Genomic DNA, 16,750 nt, shown 5'->3' with positions numbered 1-16,750 from the left:
GTCGTTCGGTTCGAGCCTGTCGAAATCTGGCGCCGCGTTCTGGACAAGCTCGAACCGAACGGACGGAAGGGGGATCTCAGGCGGCGACGCGCTCGCTGGCGGCGGCGACGGCCTTGGCCTTGAGATATTTGTGCATATGGTCGGTCACGTCGCGGCCGTCGCGGATGGCCCAGACCACCAGCGATGCGCCGCGCACGATGTCGCCGGCGGCGAAGACGCCGTCCATGCTGGTCATCATCGTCTTGTGATCGACGCGCAGCGTGCCCCAGCGGGTTACCGAGAGGTCGTCGGCGCCGAACAGGCGGGGCAGGTCTTCGGGGTCATAGCCCAGCGCCTTGATGACCAGATCGGCTTCCAGCGTATGTTCGCTGCCCGGATCGGGCTCGGGCGCGCGGCGGCCCGATGCGTCGGGCGAACCCAGGCGCATCTTGGTGACCTTGACGCCGGTGACATGTTCCGTGCCCTCGAAGGCGATCGGCGCGGTCAGCCAGACGAACTCGACGCCTTCCTCCTCGGCATTGGCGACTTCGCGCTGCGAGCCGGGCATATTGTCGCGGTCGCGGCGATAGAGGCACTTCACCGACTTGGCGCCCTGGCGGATGGCGGTGCGGACGCAGTCCATCGCGGTGTCGCCGCCGCCGATCACAACGACATTCTTGCCGGTGGCGAGCAGGGTGCCATCCTCATGGCCGGGCACGGCATCGCCGAAGCCCGCCTTGTTGGAGGCGGTGAGATAGTCGAGCGCCTTGACCACGCCCGGCGCGCCGACGCCCGGCGCCTTGATGTCGCGGGCCTTGTAGACGCCGGTGGCGATCAGGATCGCGTCATGCTTCGCGCGCAGCTGTTCCATGCTGGCGTCGCGGCCGACTTCGAACCCTTCGTGGAAGATGATGCCGCCGTCCTTGAGGCGCTGGACGCGGCGCATGACGACATCCTTTTCCAGCTTGAAGCCGGGGATGCCGTAGGTCAGCAGGCCGCCGGCGCGGTCGTGCCGGTCATAGACATGCACTTCATAGCCCGCGACGCGCAGATATTCGGCGGTGGTGAGGCCAGCGGGGCCGGCACCGATGACGCCGACCGACTGGCCGCGCGCGGCGCCGGGGACGAGCGGTTCGACCCAGCCTTCCTTCCAGGCGGTGTCGGTGATGAACTTTTCCACCGAGCCGATGGTGACCGATCCGTGGCCGGAAAATTCGATCACGCAATTGCCCTCGCACAGACGGTCCTGCGGGCAGATGCGACCGCAGATTTCCGGCATGGTGCTGGTCAGGTTCGACAGCTCATAGGCTTCGCGCAGGCGCCCTTCGGCGGTCAGCCGCAGCCAGTCGGGGATATGATTGTGCAGCGGGCAATGGGTCGAGCAATAGGGTACGCCGCATTGCGAGCAGCGCGACGCTTGTTCCTCGGCCTTGTCCAGGATGAAGGACTTGCTGATTTCCAGAAAGTCCTCGGCGCGCGCGTCGGCGCCGCGCTTTTCCGGATAGGCCTGTTCCTTGCCCACGAACTTCAGCATCGGATTTTCAGCCATGGCATTTCCCTGCAACGATTGTTTGCAGTGCGCATAGCAGGAAAACCCGCGGAGTCACGCGGATTCTGGCAAATAAGACAGTTAAGCTGACCTATTATCTGGCGATATTGGAAAAGACTGTCGCGACGATGTAATTATCTTTCAATTATTAGGTCCGTATCGGCCTTATCTCAGGGTGAGCCATACCAGGGCGCCGATGCCGGCAATGATTCGATACCAGGCGAAGGGGGCGAAGCCATGGCGCGACACCAGGCCAACGAACCATTTGATTACCAGCAGCGCGACGATGAAGGAGACGACGAAGCCGAGCGCAATGCTGTCCCAGCCGACCTGGGCGCTGGTGAGCTGGTCGCCCTTCTTGAGCAGTTCGAGCGTCGAGGCGCCGAGCATGGTCGGGATGGCGAGGAAGAAGCTGAATTCGGCGGCGGTGCGACGCTCGACGCCCAGGGCAAGGGCGCCCATGATGGTCGCGCCCGATCGGCTGACGCCCGGCACCATGGCGAGGCACTGGATGAAGCCGATGCCGATCACGCGGACCAGCGGAATGTCGGCGATGCCGTGGAAGCGCTGTTCCTTGATCAGGCGCTCGATCACCAGGATGGCGATGCCGCCGACCACCAGCGCGCAGGCGACGACGCGGGGCGAACCGAGCAGCGTGTCGATATAGTCGTGCAGGGCAAGGCCGATGACGACGGCGGGGATGAAGGCGACGAGCAGGTTGCGCACGAAGCGGATGCTGACCGGGTCGAGGCGGAGCAGGCCCATGGCCACCGCCCAGAAGGTGCGCCAGTAAAGGACGACGACAGCGAGGATCGCGCCGAGCTGGATCATGACATTGAACATCGCCCAGACCGAGGCATCATAGCCAAGCAGTTCGCTTGCCAGGATCAAGTGGCCGGTCGAGGACACGGGGAGAAATTCGGTCAATCCCTCCACGATGCCGAGCAGGATGACCGTCAGATAATGCATGTCCATGGGGATGTCGGATCCTCAAGCAGGGGGGCGCATAAGCCAAGCCCTCCCCCCGCGAAGGGAGAGGGCCGGGCAATGCCTATATGTCAGGGATGCACCATGCCGCAGTGCAGCGAAAAGGCAAAGCGGCATGGCCACGGTCGGTCGCGGTCGATCATCGGCCCGTCGAGCCGATGGCGGGAATGGGTCAGGCCTTGGCGCGGCCGGCGAAGCGGCCATGCCTGCGATAGGGGACCATCCAGCGTTCGGCGATGGCGGCCATCGGCGTGGGGGCGACGCCCAGCGCTTCAAGGCCCGGCGCGCCGGGGGCGGCGACATTGTCCTGGCCCAGCATGGCGAGCTGGTCGCGGGTGATCGGGCCGCCGGGCAGCATCGCCAGCAGCGAGGCGAAGGCGCCGGGCACTTCGACCAGCGGCTTGTCGCCACGGCCGATCGCCTTGGCGACCCAGGCGTTGATTTCCTTCATGCTCATGACCTGCGGGCCGGCGAGTTCGAAGGTTTTGCCGCCGTAGACGCCGGGCTGCTGCGCCGCATTGGCGATCGCTTCGGCCAGGTCGCCGACATAGACGGGCTGGAATTTGGTCGCGGCACCGATCACCGGGACGACCGGGCCGCTGCTGGCGACGCCGGCGAAGCGGTTGAGGAACTGGTCCTCCTGGCCGAAGATGATCGACGGGCGAATGATGGTCGCGGTCGGGAAGGCGGCCAGCACGGCGGCTTCGCCTGCGGCCTTGGACCGGCCATAGGCCGAGGGGCTGTTGGCGTCGGCGCCGATCGCCGAGATATGGACCAGCGCGGTGACGCCGGCGGCGGCCGCCGCCTTGGCGACATTGGCGGCGCCCTCATGCTGGACGGCGTCGAAATCTCCGCTGAGGATGCCGACCAGGTTGATGACGATGTCGCTGCCGTGGAGGGCGCGGGCGACGGTGTCGGGCTTGCGGATATTGGCCGCGACGAACTGGGTCTGGCCCAGATTGCCGAGCGCCTTCACCTTGACCGAGTTGGCGAGGTCGCGCTGGGCGATGCGCACGCGGGCGCCGCGCGCCATCAGCGCCTGAGCGACCTGGCGCCCGAGAAAGCCGCCGCCGCCGAAGATGGTTACCAGATTGTCCTGCATCACGCGCGTCCCATGCTGTTCGAAAAGGGGAAAGTTCGTGCCGTTTCCCTTGCAACTTCCGCCGCCCGCTGACAACCGCCCGCCGGCGGCGGCGTTCCAATTTTACCCGATCCAGCCCTGCAATCCGGCGATCATCCACAGGCCCAGCAGCAGGAAGAGCAGTGCCGCGCCGATCTGCAGCGCGCGCATCGGCACGCGCTTCGCCAGCGCTTCGCCGAACAGCACGGCGGGCACATTGGCCAGCATCATGCCGCAGGTGGTGCCGGCGGTGACGGCGAGCAGATTGTCGAACTGGGCGCCCAGCGCCACGGTCGCCACCTGGGTCTTGTCGCCCATCTCGACCAGGAAGAAGGCGACCAGCGTGGTCACGAACACGCCGGCCTTCGACGGGGCCTTCAGCGGCGCATCCTCATCGATCTTGTCGGGCACCAGCGTCCAGAGCGCCATGGCGATGAAGCTGCCCGCCACGGCATAGCGGAACCAGGGCCGGGTCAGCACGCCGGCGATCGAATGGCCGACCAGCGCGGCGAGGAAATGATTGGCGATGGTGGCGACGAAGATGCCCAGGATGACCGGCACCGGCTTGCGAAAGCGGGTGGCGAGCAGCATGGCCAGCAGCTGCGTCTTGTCGCCCATTTCGGCGAGCGCGACGAGGGCGGTGGAGGTGAGGAAGGCTTCCATGAATAGCGTCCGGGCCGGGCTCTGACAAAAAGACACAATGCCACCGTCTTCCCCGCCCGGCCGGACTGGGAAGCCGATGCCATTGGTCTCGCCCGACGCAGCTAGATACTGCGTCCCATATGCCATGGCCTCTCGGCCAAATATGTTGACATATGGCCCGTCCCGTCAGTGGAACGGCTGGCTACTCCCCAGATGACGCGCTAGCCTGTAGTCGGACAGGCCGCGAAAGGCAAGCCGATGGGAACCGGTGAGAACAAGACCATGGAGACGGCGGCGGACGTTGCCGCCTATCTCGACACGGTCGAACCGGCCGAGCGACAGGCGGATGGACGCGCTATTACGGTGTTGATGGCGCTGCTGTCGGGTGAGCCACCGCGGCTGTGGGGGCCGAGCATCATCGGCTTTGGCCGCTATCATTATCGCTATGACAGCGGGCGCGAGGGCGACATGTGCCGGATCGGCTTTGCGCCGCGCAAGGCGGAACTGGTCTTCTATCTGGCCGGTCTCGACGACGCGGATTTCATGGCATTAGGCAAGCATCGACGCGGCAAGGGCTGCCTCTATGTCAAGCGGCTGGCCGATATCGACATGGGCGCGCTGGAGGCGCTGATCGTGCAGAGCCTGGCGCATATGGACGGGCTGTATCCGCGCTAGGACAAGCGTTCAGGGCGTGCTGCTGCTCTGCTGCATCCGCCGTTCGGCGAACCATTGTTGCAGCATCTGCGCGGTGCAGCCGGTGAAGCCGTTGCTGCCGATGGCCGAGCAGCTGTTGGGCAGGATCTGGCGCTGGGTCTGTTCCATCGTCGCGACCTGGCTGCCCCAGCCGGGGCCACCCACCTCTTCGGGCTTTTCGCGCAGTTTCTTGGGGATGCGATAGCGTTCGGATTCGGGTTTGCGGGCGCAGACCACGATTTCCTCGCCCGCGCCGGTCGGGCAGGGATCATCGCCAAAGACGATGAGGTTGAAGATCTTCTGCGGCGGATCGTCCTGGGCGACGGCCGGCGCGGCGGGCAGCATCAGCGCGGCCAGGCCGGCGATCAGCAGGGGGCGGGAGAGACGCATCATCAATTCCTTCATTCGCCCCGGTTGCACCCCGTCCGTCCCGCGCTGCACTGGCGCGGGATCGATATGAACAGACGTCGCAGGACGCCCCATGCCGTCACGGCCGGGGCGGGACTTCCTGCTCCTGCGCCTTCTTGGCATCGGCGTCGGCCTTTTCCTCGGCCAGGACGCGCTTTTCGATCGCTTCGCTGTCAGCGTCGATGGTCGACAGGCGCTTGGCGCGCTCGGCTGCGACCAGATCCTTCCAACTGGCATTGTCGGCCTGCTGCCGTTCCGCCTTGGCGAGGCGCGACAGCTTGGCGAAGCAGCCGGTGGCGCCGCCGCCGCCGACCGGCGAGCAGCTTTCGGTGCCGTCGCGGCCGACATATTCCATCGACTTCACCCGCTCGCCCCAGGCCTGGTTGCTGGGCTTGTTGGGATCGCCGCGCAGTGGCTCGGGAATGCGATAGCGTTCTTCCTCGCCCTTGCGCGCGCACACGACGATGCCATCGCCCGCGCTCTGCGGGCAGGCATCATCGCCATAGACGATGACCAGATTGATCTTTTCGGAGCCGGTGCTGGCGGCGGCTGGCGCGCTGTCCTGCTGTGCGAGCGCGGGGGCGGCGGTGCCCAGCATCAGGCTGGCGGCCAGAGCGATCAACGGGGTCTTCATCATCGGTCCGTCCCTTGTTCAGATGCGCTTCGAGAGCGCGATGGCGGCGCGGCAACCCAGGCGGATCGCGCCGGACAGCAGCGGATAGGCCGGGGCCTGTTCCGCGCCATGGGCGATGGCGGCGTCGCGATGCTCGACCTCCTCCGCCTGGAAATCCTTTATCAGTGCAGAGAGTTCCGGGTCGTCCTCGCCCAGTTGCTGCAACTGTTCCTCATAATGAAGGTCGATCTCGGTCTCGATCGCGGCGGTGCAGGCCATGGCGGCCTTCGGCCCCATCGCGGCGGTCACGGCGCCCAGCGCGAAGCCGGCGACATTCCAGATCGGGTGGATAGCGGTCGGGCGCACGCCGCGTTTGGCGATCAGCGCGTCGAAAGCGGCACGGTGGCGTTCCTCCTGCGCGGCCATGCCGGCGATCAGCCGGCCATAGGGATGGCGATCGCCCATCACGGCAAGCTGCCCGGCATAGATGCGCACCGCGCCGAATTCGCCTGCCTGGTCGACGCGCACCATGGAGGCGCGGTCGGTGACGTTGGTGCGGCGTCCCGGCCTGGGAAAATCAGGACGCGGGAAATCCCTGGTGGCGCTCATGCCTTCCTCGCTTTCAGCAGCAGGGCCAAGATGGCGAGCGCGGCCGCGCCCGACAAGAGGCCGTTATAGCCTGCCAGCGAAATGCCGAAGAGGCTCCAGGGCGCGACATCGCAGCGGGTGATCGGCGTCGCCATGATCTGGCTCAAAATATCGGCGCTGTTGCCGCCGGTCGGGGTGGTCGAGCAGGCGGTCAGCCCTTCCCACCAGCCATATTCGACCCCGGCATGGAACAGGCCGATGGCGCCGCTGATGCCGATGGCGATGCCGGCGAAACCGGCGAACAGCCCGCTCATGCAGGCGCGGCCGCGCAGGGCATAGGCGACCAGCGCCAGCGGGATCGCCGCCATATGGGGATAACGCTGCCACCAGCACATGTCGCACGGATGCAGCCCGCCCAGATATTGGGAGGCATAGGCCGTGCCCAGCGCAATCACGGGCACGAGCAGGGCAGCCAAGCGGGCGCGGCCCAGGGCGGGGGACAAGCTGTTCATATCGCCCGCTTAAACCCTTGTCCGCCTTTCGTCATGCTGAACTTGCCCGTCCGGTCATCCGAACGGGCACGATTCATTTCGCGCCGGGCTTGCGCGCGGCGGCCTGTTGCGCCTGGGCGATGGTGGCGCCGGGCGTGCCGGCAAGGCGCGAAATGGTCTTGAGCGCATAGTCGAGCTGGAAGTCCTCGACCCCCTTCTTCTTCAGATCCTCGGCGGACATGGCGAAGCGCGGATCGTCCTTGCTATCCTCTTCCAGCGCGGCGTCGTCAGTCTTGATCTCGTTGATCAGGTGGCGGCGCAGGTCGCTCTCGCGGAACTTGGGCCGATTCTTGTAATCGGGGTCGCTGAGCTGCGGCACCTTGATATCCGGCTGGATGCCGCCTTCCTGCACGCTGCGGCCCGACGGGGTGAAATAGCGCGCGGTGGTGAGCTTGAGGGCGGTGGTGTTCGACAGCGGCAACATGGTCTGGACCGAGCCCTTGCCGAAGCTGCGTTCGCCCATGACGAGCGCGCGATGCTGATCCTGCAGCGCGCCGGCTACGATTTCGGAAGCCGAGGCGGAACCCGCATCGACCAGCACGATCACCGGCAGGCCCTTCGCGTCATCGCCCGGCTTGGCATAATAGCGTTCGACATCGCCCTTGTTGCGGCCGCGCTGCGACACGATCTCGCCGCGCTCCAGGAAGACGTCGCTGGTCGACACCGCTTCGTCCAGCAGGCCGCCGGGGTTGGAGCGCAGGTCGAGGATATAGCCGGTCGGCTTGTGGCCCAGGCTCTTGTCGATGCTGCGGATCGCCGAGCGGACATCGGCGCCGGTATTGGCCGAGAAGCTGACGATGTTGATGACACCGATATTGTTCTTCACTTCCCACTTCACCGGCTTGATCTCGATGATCTCGCGGGTGAGGCTCATCTCGATCGGCTTGTCGCGGCCGGTGCGCACGATGGTGAGCTTGAGGCTGGTACCCGGCGCGCCGCGCATCTTGTCGACCGCCTCGTCCAGCGTGCCGCCATAGATGAGCTGGCCGTCGATATGGGTGATATAGTCGCCCGCCTTGATCCCGGCGCGCCAGGCCGGCGTGTCCTGGGTCGGGGCGATCACCTTGACCGCGCCATCCTCCTGCGTGACCGACAGGCCAAGGCCGCCGTAGCTGCCCTCGGTCTGGGTGCGCAGATTCTGGAAATCGCGCGCGTCGAGGAAGCTGCTGTGCGGATCGAGGCTGGCGAGCATGCCGTCGATCGCGCCCTTGATCAGCTTTTCATCGTCGACCTTCTCGACATAGTCGCTGCGGACCTTCTGGAAGACGTCCATGAATTCGTCGAGCGCCTTGTAGCTCGATGCCTCGCCATCGGCGAGCGCCGCGGTGGTGGCGGGGATGAGCGCAAGCGCGCCGAGCGCGACCGCGCCCTGCAGGAAGGTGGATTTCATGGCTGTCCTTGGAGTCCGCATCAAGGGATCGATATACGTCGATTCGCTATCCAACGCAAAAGCGCGCTTCGACCAATGTTGCCTGGCGTCGATGAGCGGGGGGTTAATGGGGGCGGTCCATGGGGCGATCGACACCTAATAATGCCGCCGCTTGCAACAATCTGCGATCCCGTGTCCAGATCGACGCGCCGGGCGTCAGCTGCACCGAAACGAGCAGATGCGCGTCGATATAGCCGATGCCGAGGTTGAACAGGGGGATTTGCTCGATCAGCATGTCCACCTCGGCATTGCGCGCCTGAACGACTTCCGGCAGGCGGCGCAACATGTGGAGGATGGTGCGCCGGTTGCGCATGCTGCCCAACGCGATTTCGCCAATGATGAAAGGATGCGTCAAAATACGGCCGGCGTTCAGCATGGCGGCCATGTCGCGATCCGTATCGCGCAGATGATCGATCCAGATCGAGCTGTCGGCAAGGATCATGCGATTCCGGCGCTACGCAATAGCAGCGCGGCGGCGCGGGGGCAGTTCCAGATCTGGTTCCGTGCCACCCAATAGCGCTAGACGGCGCGCGGCTTCGCGCTGAATCAGGGCTTTGAGCGCTTCGCGAACGAGCGCCGATTTCTCTGTCAGGCCGGTCAATTCCTGAGCCTCGGCTAGAAGTTCATCATCAAGAGCCAGTGTCGTGCGCATTTGTCATGCTCCTTAGGCACGATATTTATCATCATATGATGATACTTTCAATGCCTCAGCCCAGGCCCACCAGCGGCACGATGTCCACCGGGCGGCCGTTGCGGCGCAGTTCGATCGTCACTGTCGGGCGGCCCTGGGCGGCGGTGAGGCCGACCGGGTCGCCCTGGCGCACGGTCTCGCCGACCTGGGCGGTGACGCGGTGCAGGCCGGTGATGAGGGTGGTCCAGCCCTGGCCATGGTCGATGATGAGAATCTGGCCATAACCGCGATAGGGGCCGGCAAAGGCGATGCGGCCGGCGGTCGGTGCGACCGCCTGGGCGCCGGCCTGGGTCACCAGGGTCAGGCCGCGCGAGCGCACGCCGCCGTCATTCACCTCGCCCATGCCGGTGACGAGCTGGCCGACGACCGGCAGGCGATAGGGCGGCGGGCCGCTGTCCAGCGTCTCGCGGTCGGGCGCGGGGGCGCCGGCCCGGTCGGGGCGGGCGGGGCGCAGCATCGGACCGGACAGTTGCGCCAGGCGATCACGCAGGTCGCTCGCCACCTCAAGCTGGTCCATCAGGTCGACAATGTCGCGCGCCTTTTCACCCAGCGCCAGCGCGCGTTCGCTCTCCAGCCCGGCATTGGCGCGATAGTCGCGGGCGGCGACGCGCTTTTGCGTTTCGAGCTGGCGCAGGGCGGCCTGTCGATCGGTGAGGGCGCGGCGGCTGTTTGTCAGGGCGTCGGCGGCCTGCTGGGCGGTGGCGCGGATCGCGCGGCTGCGGTCCAGTTCGGCGCGCAGGCCGGCGGTGCGCTGCTCGATCACTGGCAGCACCTGTCCCAGCACCGCGCGCATATGGACGGCGTCGCTGATCGATCCGGGCTGGACCAGGGCAAGGGCGAGCGGGCGGCGGCTCATCATCTGCAGCGCGGCGGTCAGGCGCACCACCGGTTCCTGCCTGGCGGCGAGGCGCGCGGCCTGGGCGCGTTGCATCCGGGCGATGATGGCGATGCGGGCCTGGGCGGCCTGTACATCGGCCTCGGCCTGCTGGATGCGGGCGGCCATGGCGGCGGCGCGGCGGCCGGCCTGTTCGGCCTCGTCCCGGGCCATGCCGGCCTGGCGCTCCAGCCGGACCGACCGGTCGGCGGCCTCCACCGACTGGCGGCGGGCGTCGCGCAGCGCCTTCTGTTCCTGTGCCAGTGTGGTGCCGGCGGTGCCGGGCAGGATGATCGCGGCATCGTCGGCCGCGGGCAGGCGCGTGGCGACGAGGGCCGCGATGCCCGCCAATGCGATGCCCGTGATGATGCTGCGCTTCAACCGCTTGTCCCGCCCGATAGGGCTTTGACTAGGCGCAAGCAGCCGGCATGTCGAGCCTCAGCCTTCGCGGTGATAGGGGTGGTTGGCGAGGATCGAGCAGGCGCGCCATAGCTGTTCGGCGAGCATGGCGCGGGCGATCATGTGCGGCCAGGTCATGGCGCCGAAAGCGATCAGCAGGTCGGCATTGGTCCGTTCGGCATCGTCGAAGCCATCGGCCGCGCCGATCAGGAAGCGAATCTCGCGCGTGCCGGTGTCACGCCAGCCCTCGATCCGCCGGGCAAAGTCCATCGAGGAGAGCTGCTTGCCCTTTTCATCGAGCATCACCGTCACCGTGCCGGGACCGACGGGCGGCAGCTTGCCGCCCCGGTCGGGCATTTCGGTGATCTTGTGCGGCATGGTCAGCCGCTTGACATAGCGGTCGACCAGATCGGCTTCGGGCGAGCGCCCGATCTTGCCGCGTGCGATGATGTGGAGGAGCATGGCTCCTCCCTAGCCTGTCATCGCGCCCCTGTCGAAGGGCGCGACGGCAAGGATCAGGCGTTGCCCGCGACCGGCGCGTCGACGAAGCCCCACATCCGTTCCAGATTGTAGAAGCTGCGCACTTCCGGCTTGAACAGGTGGACGATCACGTCGCCGGCATCGATCAGCACCCAGTCGGCGACCGGCAGGCCTTCGACCCGTGCGGAACGGCCGGTTTCCTTCTTGATGCGTTCGGCCAGATGCTGGGCGATCGCCGCGACCTGACGCGACGAGCGCCCGCTCGCGATCACCATATGATCGGCGATGCTGCTCTTGCCTTCCAGGGGGATGGAGATGGTTTCCTGTGCCTGGTCGTCGTCGAGCGACTGCATGACAAGGGCGTGCAGGGCGGCCACGCTATCGGCGGCGGGCGCCGTATCGTTGGCAGGGGCGAGGTTAGTCAATTAAACTCCAATCTAGACGATCAACCGGCGCGTGAGCGGATCGCGCACACACGTTGCTTCATATTCGCGATGCCAGAGGGGGTCCGCCTGCCGCAGCAGGGTTGCCGATCTTGGATCAGGGCGAAAGCGCAATAGCACGAGCGCCGGTGGTCTCCAATTCGTCCAATCTGCACTCTGGCGCGCGGACCGGACGAAGCGCCGCAGCCAGCTCATGGCCGTAGAGCCACGGGCAGCGTCATCATAACCCGGACGGGCGATTACGGCAATGGGCATCTGACGTGCAATGCCACGCCAGTCGCGCCATTGGCCAAATTGCGCCAGATTATCGGCGCCCATCAGCCATATGAAGCGATGACGGGGGTAGCGCTGGCAGAGCGCACGCAGCGTGTCGATGGTGTAGCGGGTGTGTAAGTGCCGCTCGATCGCGGTGGCACGAATCGGCGCGCGGCGGGCGATTCTCTGCGCATGGGCCAGGCGGGTGGGCAGCGGCGCCATGCCCTTGGCCGGCTTCAACGGGTTGCCCGGCGAGACCAGCCACCACACTTCATCCAGGCCCAATGCTTCCCGGGCGAACAATGAAATGGCGCGGTGCCCGCCATGCGCCGGGTTGAAGGAGCCGCCGAGCAGGCCGATCTTTTTCATGGAGCAAGCCATGCCAGCGCCGGGGCAGGGCGGCAATGGGCAGATTCTTAAGGCTTGTCCGCTACATCGACGCCATGCAGGGGCGGCTGATCGGATTCGATGGACTGCGCGGGATCGCCGCGCTCAGCGTTCTGCTGTTCCACGCGCTCACCTGGACTAGGGGAGAGGCGCGGGGCAACGGCTATCTCGCGGTCGATTTCTTCTTCATGCTGAGCGGCTATGTGATGGCACGCACCTATGAAGCGCGGCTGGGGCAGGGGCTGTCGACCATCGCCTTCGTTCGGGCGCGGATCGGGCGCTTTCTGCCGGTCATGGCAATCGCCGGCCTGATTGCACTGCCCTGGTTTTTCATCACTTATGGGGCAAGCGCCTGGCCGATCGCGCTCGCGAATCTGCTGCTGATCCCGGCCTTCTGCTTCCAGCGCGTCTATCCGCTCAACGGCCCGGCCTGGTCTATCCTTCTGGAACTGGTCGCCAATGCCGTTCACGGGTTGATCCTGCGGCGCTTGTCGATGGGCATGCTGATTTTGGTGACGCTGATCGGCGCCATAATGTTTGCGGTCAGTGCGAGCCGGATCGGGATAGACGTCGGTGCCCAGCCCGCCAGCTTTGTCTTTGGCCTGCAAAGGGTGATGCTGGCCTATGGCATGGGCATCCTCCTGTGGCGTTGGTGGCGCGATCGACCGCCTCTTGCGGTCCCGCCGTTGGTGGCGCTGGCGGCGATGCCGCTTTATTTCGGGATTGGCACGATGGTCGATGCGCAGGGCTGGATCAGCGGCATGATCTTCATCTTGCTGGTCTGTCCCCTGATGCTGGCCGGGGCCTTGCGCTGGCAGCGCGAATCCCGATGGATGAGGGTGGCCGGCGCCATGTCCTTCCCGCTCTATGCCGTGCATGCGCCAATCGGCATGATGGCGCTGCTGCTGGGTGTGCCGATGATCGGCAGCGTGGTGGCCAGCCTGGCGGTTGCAGTTCTGGTCGCCTGGATTCAGACCCGGCCGCGTGGTCCAGCTGCTGGGAGGCCGCACTCCGTGCCGCTGCCGGCGCGATAGGCGGCGCCTTCGTTATTCCGCCGCCGGCAGCGCCCGCGCCTCGTCGGCCTGGGCGTCGCGGGCGAGGACGTCGAGCGGTTCCATCGCCTCGATTTCCTTGCCGCCGGTCTCGATGTCGAGATCGCGGAACTTGCGTCCGGTGGAGAGGACGCGGGTCTCGAAGCTGCCGATGAAGCTGTTGTAATTGGAGACGGCGCTGTTGAGGCCGGAGCCGAGGCGTTTGAGGTGCGTCGCGGCAACGGCGAGGCGCTCATAGAGTTCCTTGCCGAGCTGGCCGACCTGCTGCGCCTGTTCCTGCATCTTGGCCTGTCGCCAATGGCCCGCCAGGGTGCGGGCGAGGGGCAGGAAGGTGGCGGGGCCGCAGATGATGACGCGATTCTTGGCGGCGCGCTCCCACAATTCCATGTCCGCTTCCAGCGCGGCGGTGACGAAATTGTCGCCCGGCACATACATGATGACGAAGTCGGGCGCCTTGTCGAACTGTTCCCAATAGGCCTTGCGCCCCAGCGCGTCGGCATGGGTGCGCATCGCGCGGGCATGGTCGAGCATATGGGCATCGCGCTGTGCGGGATCGACCTGGTCGACGGCATTCAGATAGGCGACGAGCGAGCATTTGACGTCGACCACCATCTGCTGGTCGCCGGGCAGGTTGATGACGAAGTCCGGGCGCAGGCGGCCGTCTTCGACCGCGACCGACACTTCCTCCTTGAAGTCGACGAAGGGGGAAAGGCCGGCGGTCTCGATCAGATTCTTGAACTGCTGCTCGCCCCAGCGGCCGCGCGTCTTGGGCGCGGCGCGCAGGGCGTTGACCAGCTTGGCGGTTTCCTCGCGCACCTGGCCTTGGCCCAGATGAACCTGCTGCACCGCTTCGCGCAGTTCGGCATAGCTGCCGACCCGATCCTTCTCGACGCGGGCGAGGCCCTCCTCATAGCGTTTCAGCGTCGTTTCGACCGGGTTGAGCAGCGTCTTCAACTGCGCTTCGCTCTTCTCGTTCGCCTGGGCGAAGCGCTGGTCAGCGCGGGTCAGGAACTGGGCCTGGGCGGATTCGAGCAATTTGCCGCCGATTTCGCTGAACTGGGCGGAGAGCTGTTCCTTGGCATCCTTGAGTGCGGCGATCTGCTGCTCGAACGCCTGGGTGCGGGCATGGATATCGGACTGGAGCGCGGCGAGGTCGCGCAGCGCGGCCTCGCGCTCGGTCTGGATCGCCTCGATGCGCTGGCTGGCGGCGGCCTGCAGCGCCTCGATCCGCTGGTCGGACGCGGCCAGCGCGGATTCGAGCCGGGCGAGCTGGCTCATGCCCTGAGCGACCCGTTCCTTCTCCACCGCCAGTTCGGCGATCGCGCCGTTGCGCTGGGCGGCGGCGATGTCGAGCTTGCCGGCCAGATCGGCCTTTTCGGCGGTCAGCGGCGCCAGCACCTTGCCCTTGAGCAGCCAGCCGACGGCCAGGCCGATCAGCAGCGCGACGGGAATGAGAAGGGCGGCGAGGCTGTCCATAACTATCCTTTTTGGGAACGAAACGGGAACCTAGCGGGCCGCGTCGAAGGTCGCAAGAACCTTCCTCGTGCGTGCCGTCATGCCGCCTGCGCGCTGGGCGCCGCGAAGCGGGCGCGATAGTCGCCGGGCGACAGGCCGACCAGGCGGTGGAACAGCTTGCGGAAGGCGGCGGCATCCTCATAGCCGACGCTCCAGGCGATCTGGTCGATCGTGCGCCGGGTAAATTCCAGATGCTCGCGCGCCCGTGCGACGCGCAGATGCTGGACATATTCGATCGGGGTCATGGCAGTCGCCGCCTTGAACCGGCGCTGGAAGGTGCGTTCCTCCAGCGCGGCCTGCGCCGCCATCTCGGTGACGCTGACCGCCTTCGCCTCCCGCGCGGCGAGCCAGTGCTGCACCTTCAAGATCGGCTCGTCGCCATGGGTCAGGCGCGGCAGGAAGCGGGCGAAATGCTTCTGTTCCCGCCCGGCCGTGTCGATCAGCAGGAATTTGGCGGTGTCGAGCATCACCGTGGGGCCGAGCAGCCGGTCGACCAGCCGCATGCCAAGGTCGGTCCAGGCCATCAGGCCGCCGGCAGTGACGATGTCGCCATCGTCGATGACGATGCGGTCGCAATCGAGCTTCACGGCAGGGAAGCGGGCGCGGAAGGCGTCGGCGAACCACCAGTGGGTGGTGGCAGGACGGCCATCGAGCAGGCCGGTCGCCGCCAGCAGGAAGGCGCCGCCGCAATTGGAGGCGAGCGTCGCTCCCGCGGCATGGCGATCCAGAAGCCAGCGGGCATAGGGTGCGGCCTCCTCCGCCTCGGGAACGCCGGTCAGGCGGCCGGGGACCAGCCAGATGTCGGGGGTGCCGCCAAGCCCTTCATGCGTGTCATGGCTGCGGGCGAAGCAGCCGTCATCGCCCATCTGCCAATGGCTGACGCGCACCACCGGGCCGCCATGCTGGACCGAGAACTGCCCGGCAATGTCGATCAGGTCGGTCATGCCATGGACCATCGCCTGCTGACAGTTGCGGTAGAGCAGGATGCCCACCTCGGCACGCGGAAGGCTGGTGTCGGCCATGTCCTGATCCTTTGTCGGAATCAGCCCGCTTAATGTCGGAACCGCCAATCCCGATCCTCCGCCATTGCCCTTAATAGTGCAAGCACAGGGCGTGAGGGACGCCCTCTCTGAAACGAGAAGGGAATTTCACATGAGCAACTTTGTCACCACCAGGGACGGCACCCGCATCTTCTACAAGGATTGGGGGCCACGCGATGGCCAGCCGATTATCTTCTCCCATGGCTGGCCGCTCAGCGCCGACGCCTGGGACGCGCAGATGGTCTATTTCGCCAATCAGGGCTTCCGCACCATCGCCCATGACCGCCGCAGCCATGGCCGTTCGGACCAGGTGTGGGATAACAACAATATGGACCAATATGCCGACGATCTGGCCGACCTGATCGCGGCGCTGGACCTGTCCGACGTCATCCTGGTCGGTCATTCGACCGGCGGCGGCGAAGTCACCCGCTATATCGGCCGCCATGGCACCGGCCGGGTCGCCAAGCTGGCGCTGATCGGCGCGGTGCCGCCGCTGATGCTGAAGACCGAAGCCAATCCCGGCGGTCTGCCGATCGACGTGTTCGACGGCATCCGCAAGGGCACGTTCGACAATCGCAGCCAGTTCTTCAAGGATCTGACCATCCCCTTCTATGGCTATAACCGGGACGGCGCGGTCATCTCCGAGGGCATTCGCGACGAGTTCTGGCGGCAGGGGATGATGGGCGGCCTCAAGGGCCAGCTCGACTCGATCCGCGCCTTTTCCGAAAGTGATTTCCATGCCGACCTGGCGAAGGTCGATGTGCCCACGCTGGTCCTGCATGGCGATGACGACCAGATCGTGCCGATCGGCGCGGCCGCCCTGTCGACCATCAAGGTCGTTACGGATGCGGTGCTGATCGTGTATGAAGGCGCCGACCATGGGCTGACGCAGACTCACCAGGACCGGTTCAACGCCGACCTGCTCGATTTCATCAACGGCTGACACAGATACCGTTCGCCCTGAGCGAAGTCGAAGGGTTCCACCGAGCGGAGCGAGGTGCCTTCGCTTCGCGCAGGCCAGGCTTCGACTTCGCTCAGCCCGAACGGGAAAATAG

At 66.1% G+C, this 16,750-nt stretch carries 20 protein-coding genes and 1 riboswitch; of the genes, 3 read left to right on the top strand and 17 right to left on the bottom strand.

Going from position 1 to position 16,750, the window contains the following annotated elements; translation table 11 throughout:
- Nucleotides 1-76 precede the first annotated feature (76 nt).
- The 4 genes from GGQ90_RS13555 to GGQ90_RS13540 form a co-directional block, all read right to left on the bottom strand.
- Nucleotides 77-1,528, bottom strand: a complete 1,452-nt coding sequence (locus GGQ90_RS13555; RefSeq protein ID WP_037507231.1) for an NAD(P)-dependent oxidoreductase — start codon at nt 1,526-1,528, stop codon at nt 77-79.
- A 165-nt stretch (nt 1,529-1,693) separates the two neighbouring features.
- A complete protein-coding gene (locus GGQ90_RS13550; protein ID WP_188082622.1) occupies nt 1,694-2,503 on the bottom strand; it encodes an undecaprenyl-diphosphate phosphatase in 810 nt (269 codons plus the stop codon).
- A gap of 184 nt (nt 2,504-2,687) precedes the next feature.
- The gene (locus GGQ90_RS13545) at nt 2,688-3,617 is read right to left on the bottom strand and encodes a complex I NDUFA9 subunit family protein (RefSeq protein ID WP_188082621.1); all 930 of its coding nucleotides are present in this window, start codon (nt 3,615-3,617) and stop codon (nt 2,688-2,690) included.
- Between the two features lie 102 nt (nt 3,618-3,719).
- On the bottom strand, nt 3,720-4,298 hold the full coding sequence (locus GGQ90_RS13540; RefSeq protein ID WP_188082620.1) for a TMEM165/GDT1 family protein: 579 nt from the start codon (nt 4,296-4,298) through the stop codon (nt 3,720-3,722).
- A 94-nt stretch (nt 4,299-4,392) separates the two neighbouring features.
- Nucleotides 4,393-4,501, bottom strand: a riboswitch (yybP-ykoY riboswitch).
- A 34-nt stretch (nt 4,502-4,535) separates the two neighbouring features.
- Between GGQ90_RS13540 and GGQ90_RS13535 the strand changes: the two genes are divergently transcribed.
- Nucleotides 4,536-4,952 carry a DUF1801 domain-containing protein gene (locus GGQ90_RS13535; protein WP_188082619.1) on the top strand — a complete coding sequence of 139 codons (417 nt, stop codon included), beginning with the start codon at nt 4,536-4,538 and terminating at the stop codon, nt 4,950-4,952.
- Between the two features lie 9 nt (nt 4,953-4,961).
- On the opposite strand, the gene GGQ90_RS13530 is transcribed toward GGQ90_RS13535, so the two are convergent.
- The 11 genes from GGQ90_RS13530 to GGQ90_RS13480 all read right to left on the bottom strand — a co-directional run bounded on the left by GGQ90_RS13530 (nt 4,962) and on the right by GGQ90_RS13480 (nt 12,070).
- Nucleotides 4,962-5,360, bottom strand: a complete 399-nt coding sequence (locus GGQ90_RS13530; protein WP_188082698.1) for a hypothetical protein — start codon at nt 5,358-5,360, stop codon at nt 4,962-4,964.
- A gap of 97 nt (nt 5,361-5,457) precedes the next feature.
- Entirely contained in the window at nt 5,458-6,015 is a 558-nt protein-coding gene (locus tag GGQ90_RS13525) for a hypothetical protein (RefSeq protein WP_188082618.1), read from the bottom strand.
- 15 nt (nt 6,016-6,030) lie between these two features.
- Nucleotides 6,031-6,600 carry a demethoxyubiquinone hydroxylase family protein gene (locus tag GGQ90_RS13520; RefSeq protein ID WP_188082617.1) on the bottom strand — a complete coding sequence of 190 codons (570 nt, stop codon included), beginning with the start codon at nt 6,598-6,600 and terminating at the stop codon, nt 6,031-6,033.
- A complete protein-coding gene (locus tag GGQ90_RS13515; RefSeq protein ID WP_188082616.1) occupies nt 6,597-7,091 on the bottom strand; it encodes a disulfide bond formation protein B in 495 nt (164 codons plus the stop codon). Before GGQ90_RS13515 ends, GGQ90_RS13520 begins: the two co-directional genes overlap by 4 nt.
- A 73-nt stretch (nt 7,092-7,164) precedes the next feature.
- Nucleotides 7,165-8,520, bottom strand: coding sequence for a S41 family peptidase (locus GGQ90_RS13510; RefSeq protein WP_188082615.1), 1,356 nt, complete (start codon nt 8,518-8,520; stop codon nt 7,165-7,167).
- 103 nt (nt 8,521-8,623) lie between these two features.
- Nucleotides 8,624-9,001 carry a PIN domain-containing protein gene (locus GGQ90_RS13505; protein WP_188082614.1) on the bottom strand — a complete coding sequence of 126 codons (378 nt, stop codon included), beginning with the start codon at nt 8,999-9,001 and terminating at the stop codon, nt 8,624-8,626.
- Between the two features lie 12 nt (nt 9,002-9,013).
- Nucleotides 9,014-9,211 carry a type II toxin-antitoxin system VapB family antitoxin gene (locus tag GGQ90_RS13500; RefSeq protein ID WP_188082613.1) on the bottom strand — a complete coding sequence of 66 codons (198 nt, stop codon included), beginning with the start codon at nt 9,209-9,211 and terminating at the stop codon, nt 9,014-9,016.
- Nucleotides 9,212-9,266: 55 nt separating this feature from the next.
- Nucleotides 9,267-10,505: a murein hydrolase activator EnvC family protein gene (locus GGQ90_RS13495; protein WP_188082612.1), complete on the bottom strand. Its 1,239-nt coding sequence runs from the start codon at nt 10,503-10,505 to the stop codon at nt 9,267-9,269.
- Between the two features lie 57 nt (nt 10,506-10,562).
- Nucleotides 10,563-10,985, bottom strand: coding sequence for a 23S rRNA (pseudouridine(1915)-N(3))-methyltransferase RlmH (locus tag GGQ90_RS13490; RefSeq protein WP_004209840.1), 423 nt, complete (start codon nt 10,983-10,985; stop codon nt 10,563-10,565).
- Nucleotides 10,986-11,038: 53 nt separating this feature from the next.
- Nucleotides 11,039-11,428, bottom strand: a complete 390-nt coding sequence (gene rsfS / locus GGQ90_RS13485) for a ribosome silencing factor (protein WP_007708029.1) — start codon at nt 11,426-11,428, stop codon at nt 11,039-11,041.
- Between the two features lie 12 nt (nt 11,429-11,440).
- A complete protein-coding gene (locus tag GGQ90_RS13480; RefSeq protein WP_188082611.1) occupies nt 11,441-12,070 on the bottom strand; it encodes a nicotinate-nucleotide adenylyltransferase in 630 nt (209 codons plus the stop codon).
- A 35-nt stretch (nt 12,071-12,105) separates the two neighbouring features.
- Here GGQ90_RS13480 and GGQ90_RS13475 point away from each other — a divergent pair, with 35 nt between their 5' ends.
- Complete coding sequence (locus tag GGQ90_RS13475; protein WP_188082610.1) at nt 12,106-13,122, top strand: acyltransferase family protein; 1,017 nt, start codon at nt 12,106-12,108, stop codon at nt 13,120-13,122.
- A 12-nt stretch (nt 13,123-13,134) separates the two neighbouring features.
- Here the strand turns inward: GGQ90_RS13475 and GGQ90_RS13470 are convergent, their stop codons facing one another.
- On the bottom strand, nt 13,135-14,616 hold the full coding sequence (locus GGQ90_RS13470; protein WP_188082609.1) for a DNA recombination protein RmuC: 1,482 nt from the start codon (nt 14,614-14,616) through the stop codon (nt 13,135-13,137).
- 77 nt (nt 14,617-14,693) lie between these two features.
- Nucleotides 14,694-15,677, bottom strand: a complete 984-nt coding sequence (locus tag GGQ90_RS13465) for a GlxA family transcriptional regulator (protein ID WP_188082608.1) — start codon at nt 15,675-15,677, stop codon at nt 14,694-14,696.
- 130 nt (nt 15,678-15,807) lie between these two features.
- On the opposite strand from GGQ90_RS13465, the gene GGQ90_RS13460 reads away from it, so the two are divergent.
- On the top strand, nt 15,808-16,638 hold the full coding sequence (locus tag GGQ90_RS13460) for an alpha/beta fold hydrolase (protein ID WP_188082607.1): 831 nt from the start codon (nt 15,808-15,810) through the stop codon (nt 16,636-16,638).
- Nucleotides 16,639-16,750: the final 112 nt, after the last annotated feature.

The sequence above is a fragment of the Sphingobium scionense genome (assembly GCF_014197035.1).
GTDB lineage: Bacteria > Pseudomonadota > Alphaproteobacteria > Sphingomonadales > Sphingomonadaceae > Sphingobium > Sphingobium scionense.
This window is presented reverse-complemented; position numbering and strand designations above follow the sequence as displayed.

Bases quoted from the DNA above. Each gene is read 5' to 3' on its own strand.
- GGQ90_RS13555 (WP_037507231.1), bottom strand. From the start codon at position 1,528: ATGGCTGAAAATCCGATGCTGAAGTTCGTGGGCAAGGAACAGGCCTAT.
- GGQ90_RS13550 (WP_188082622.1), bottom strand. From the start codon at position 2,503: ATGGACATGCATTATCTGACGGTCATCCTGCTCGGCATCGTGGAGGGA.
- GGQ90_RS13545 (WP_188082621.1), bottom strand. From the start codon at position 3,617: ATGCAGGACAATCTGGTAACCATCTTCGGCGGCGGCGGCTTTCTCGGG.
- GGQ90_RS13540 (WP_188082620.1), bottom strand. From the start codon at position 4,298: ATGGAAGCCTTCCTCACCTCCACCGCCCTCGTCGCGCTCGCCGAAATG.
- GGQ90_RS13535 (WP_188082619.1), top strand. From the start codon at position 4,536: ATGGGAACCGGTGAGAACAAGACCATGGAGACGGCGGCGGACGTTGCC.
- GGQ90_RS13530 (WP_188082698.1), bottom strand. From the start codon at position 5,360: ATGCGTCTCTCCCGCCCCCTGCTGATCGCCGGCCTGGCCGCGCTGATG.
- GGQ90_RS13525 (WP_188082618.1), bottom strand. From the start codon at position 6,015: ATGATGAAGACCCCGTTGATCGCTCTGGCCGCCAGCCTGATGCTGGGC.
- GGQ90_RS13520 (WP_188082617.1), bottom strand. From the start codon at position 6,600: ATGAGCGCCACCAGGGATTTCCCGCGTCCTGATTTTCCCAGGCCGGGA.
- GGQ90_RS13515 (WP_188082616.1), bottom strand. From the start codon at position 7,091: ATGAACAGCTTGTCCCCCGCCCTGGGCCGCGCCCGCTTGGCTGCCCTG.
- GGQ90_RS13510 (WP_188082615.1), bottom strand. From the start codon at position 8,520: ATGAAATCCACCTTCCTGCAGGGCGCGGTCGCGCTCGGCGCGCTTGCG.
- GGQ90_RS13505 (WP_188082614.1), bottom strand. From the start codon at position 9,001: ATGATCCTTGCCGACAGCTCGATCTGGATCGATCATCTGCGCGATACG.
- GGQ90_RS13500 (WP_188082613.1), bottom strand. From the start codon at position 9,211: ATGCGCACGACACTGGCTCTTGATGATGAACTTCTAGCCGAGGCTCAG.
- GGQ90_RS13490 (WP_004209840.1), bottom strand. From the start codon at position 10,985: ATGCTCCTCCACATCATCGCACGCGGCAAGATCGGGCGCTCGCCCGAA.
- GGQ90_RS13480 (WP_188082611.1), bottom strand. From the start codon at position 12,070: ATGAAAAAGATCGGCCTGCTCGGCGGCTCCTTCAACCCGGCGCATGGC.
- GGQ90_RS13475 (WP_188082610.1), top strand. From the start codon at position 12,106: ATGGGCAGATTCTTAAGGCTTGTCCGCTACATCGACGCCATGCAGGGG.
- GGQ90_RS13470 (WP_188082609.1), bottom strand. From the start codon at position 14,616: ATGGACAGCCTCGCCGCCCTTCTCATTCCCGTCGCGCTGCTGATCGGC.
- GGQ90_RS13465 (WP_188082608.1), bottom strand. From the start codon at position 15,677: ATGGCCGACACCAGCCTTCCGCGTGCCGAGGTGGGCATCCTGCTCTAC.
- GGQ90_RS13460 (WP_188082607.1), top strand. From the start codon at position 15,808: ATGAGCAACTTTGTCACCACCAGGGACGGCACCCGCATCTTCTACAAG.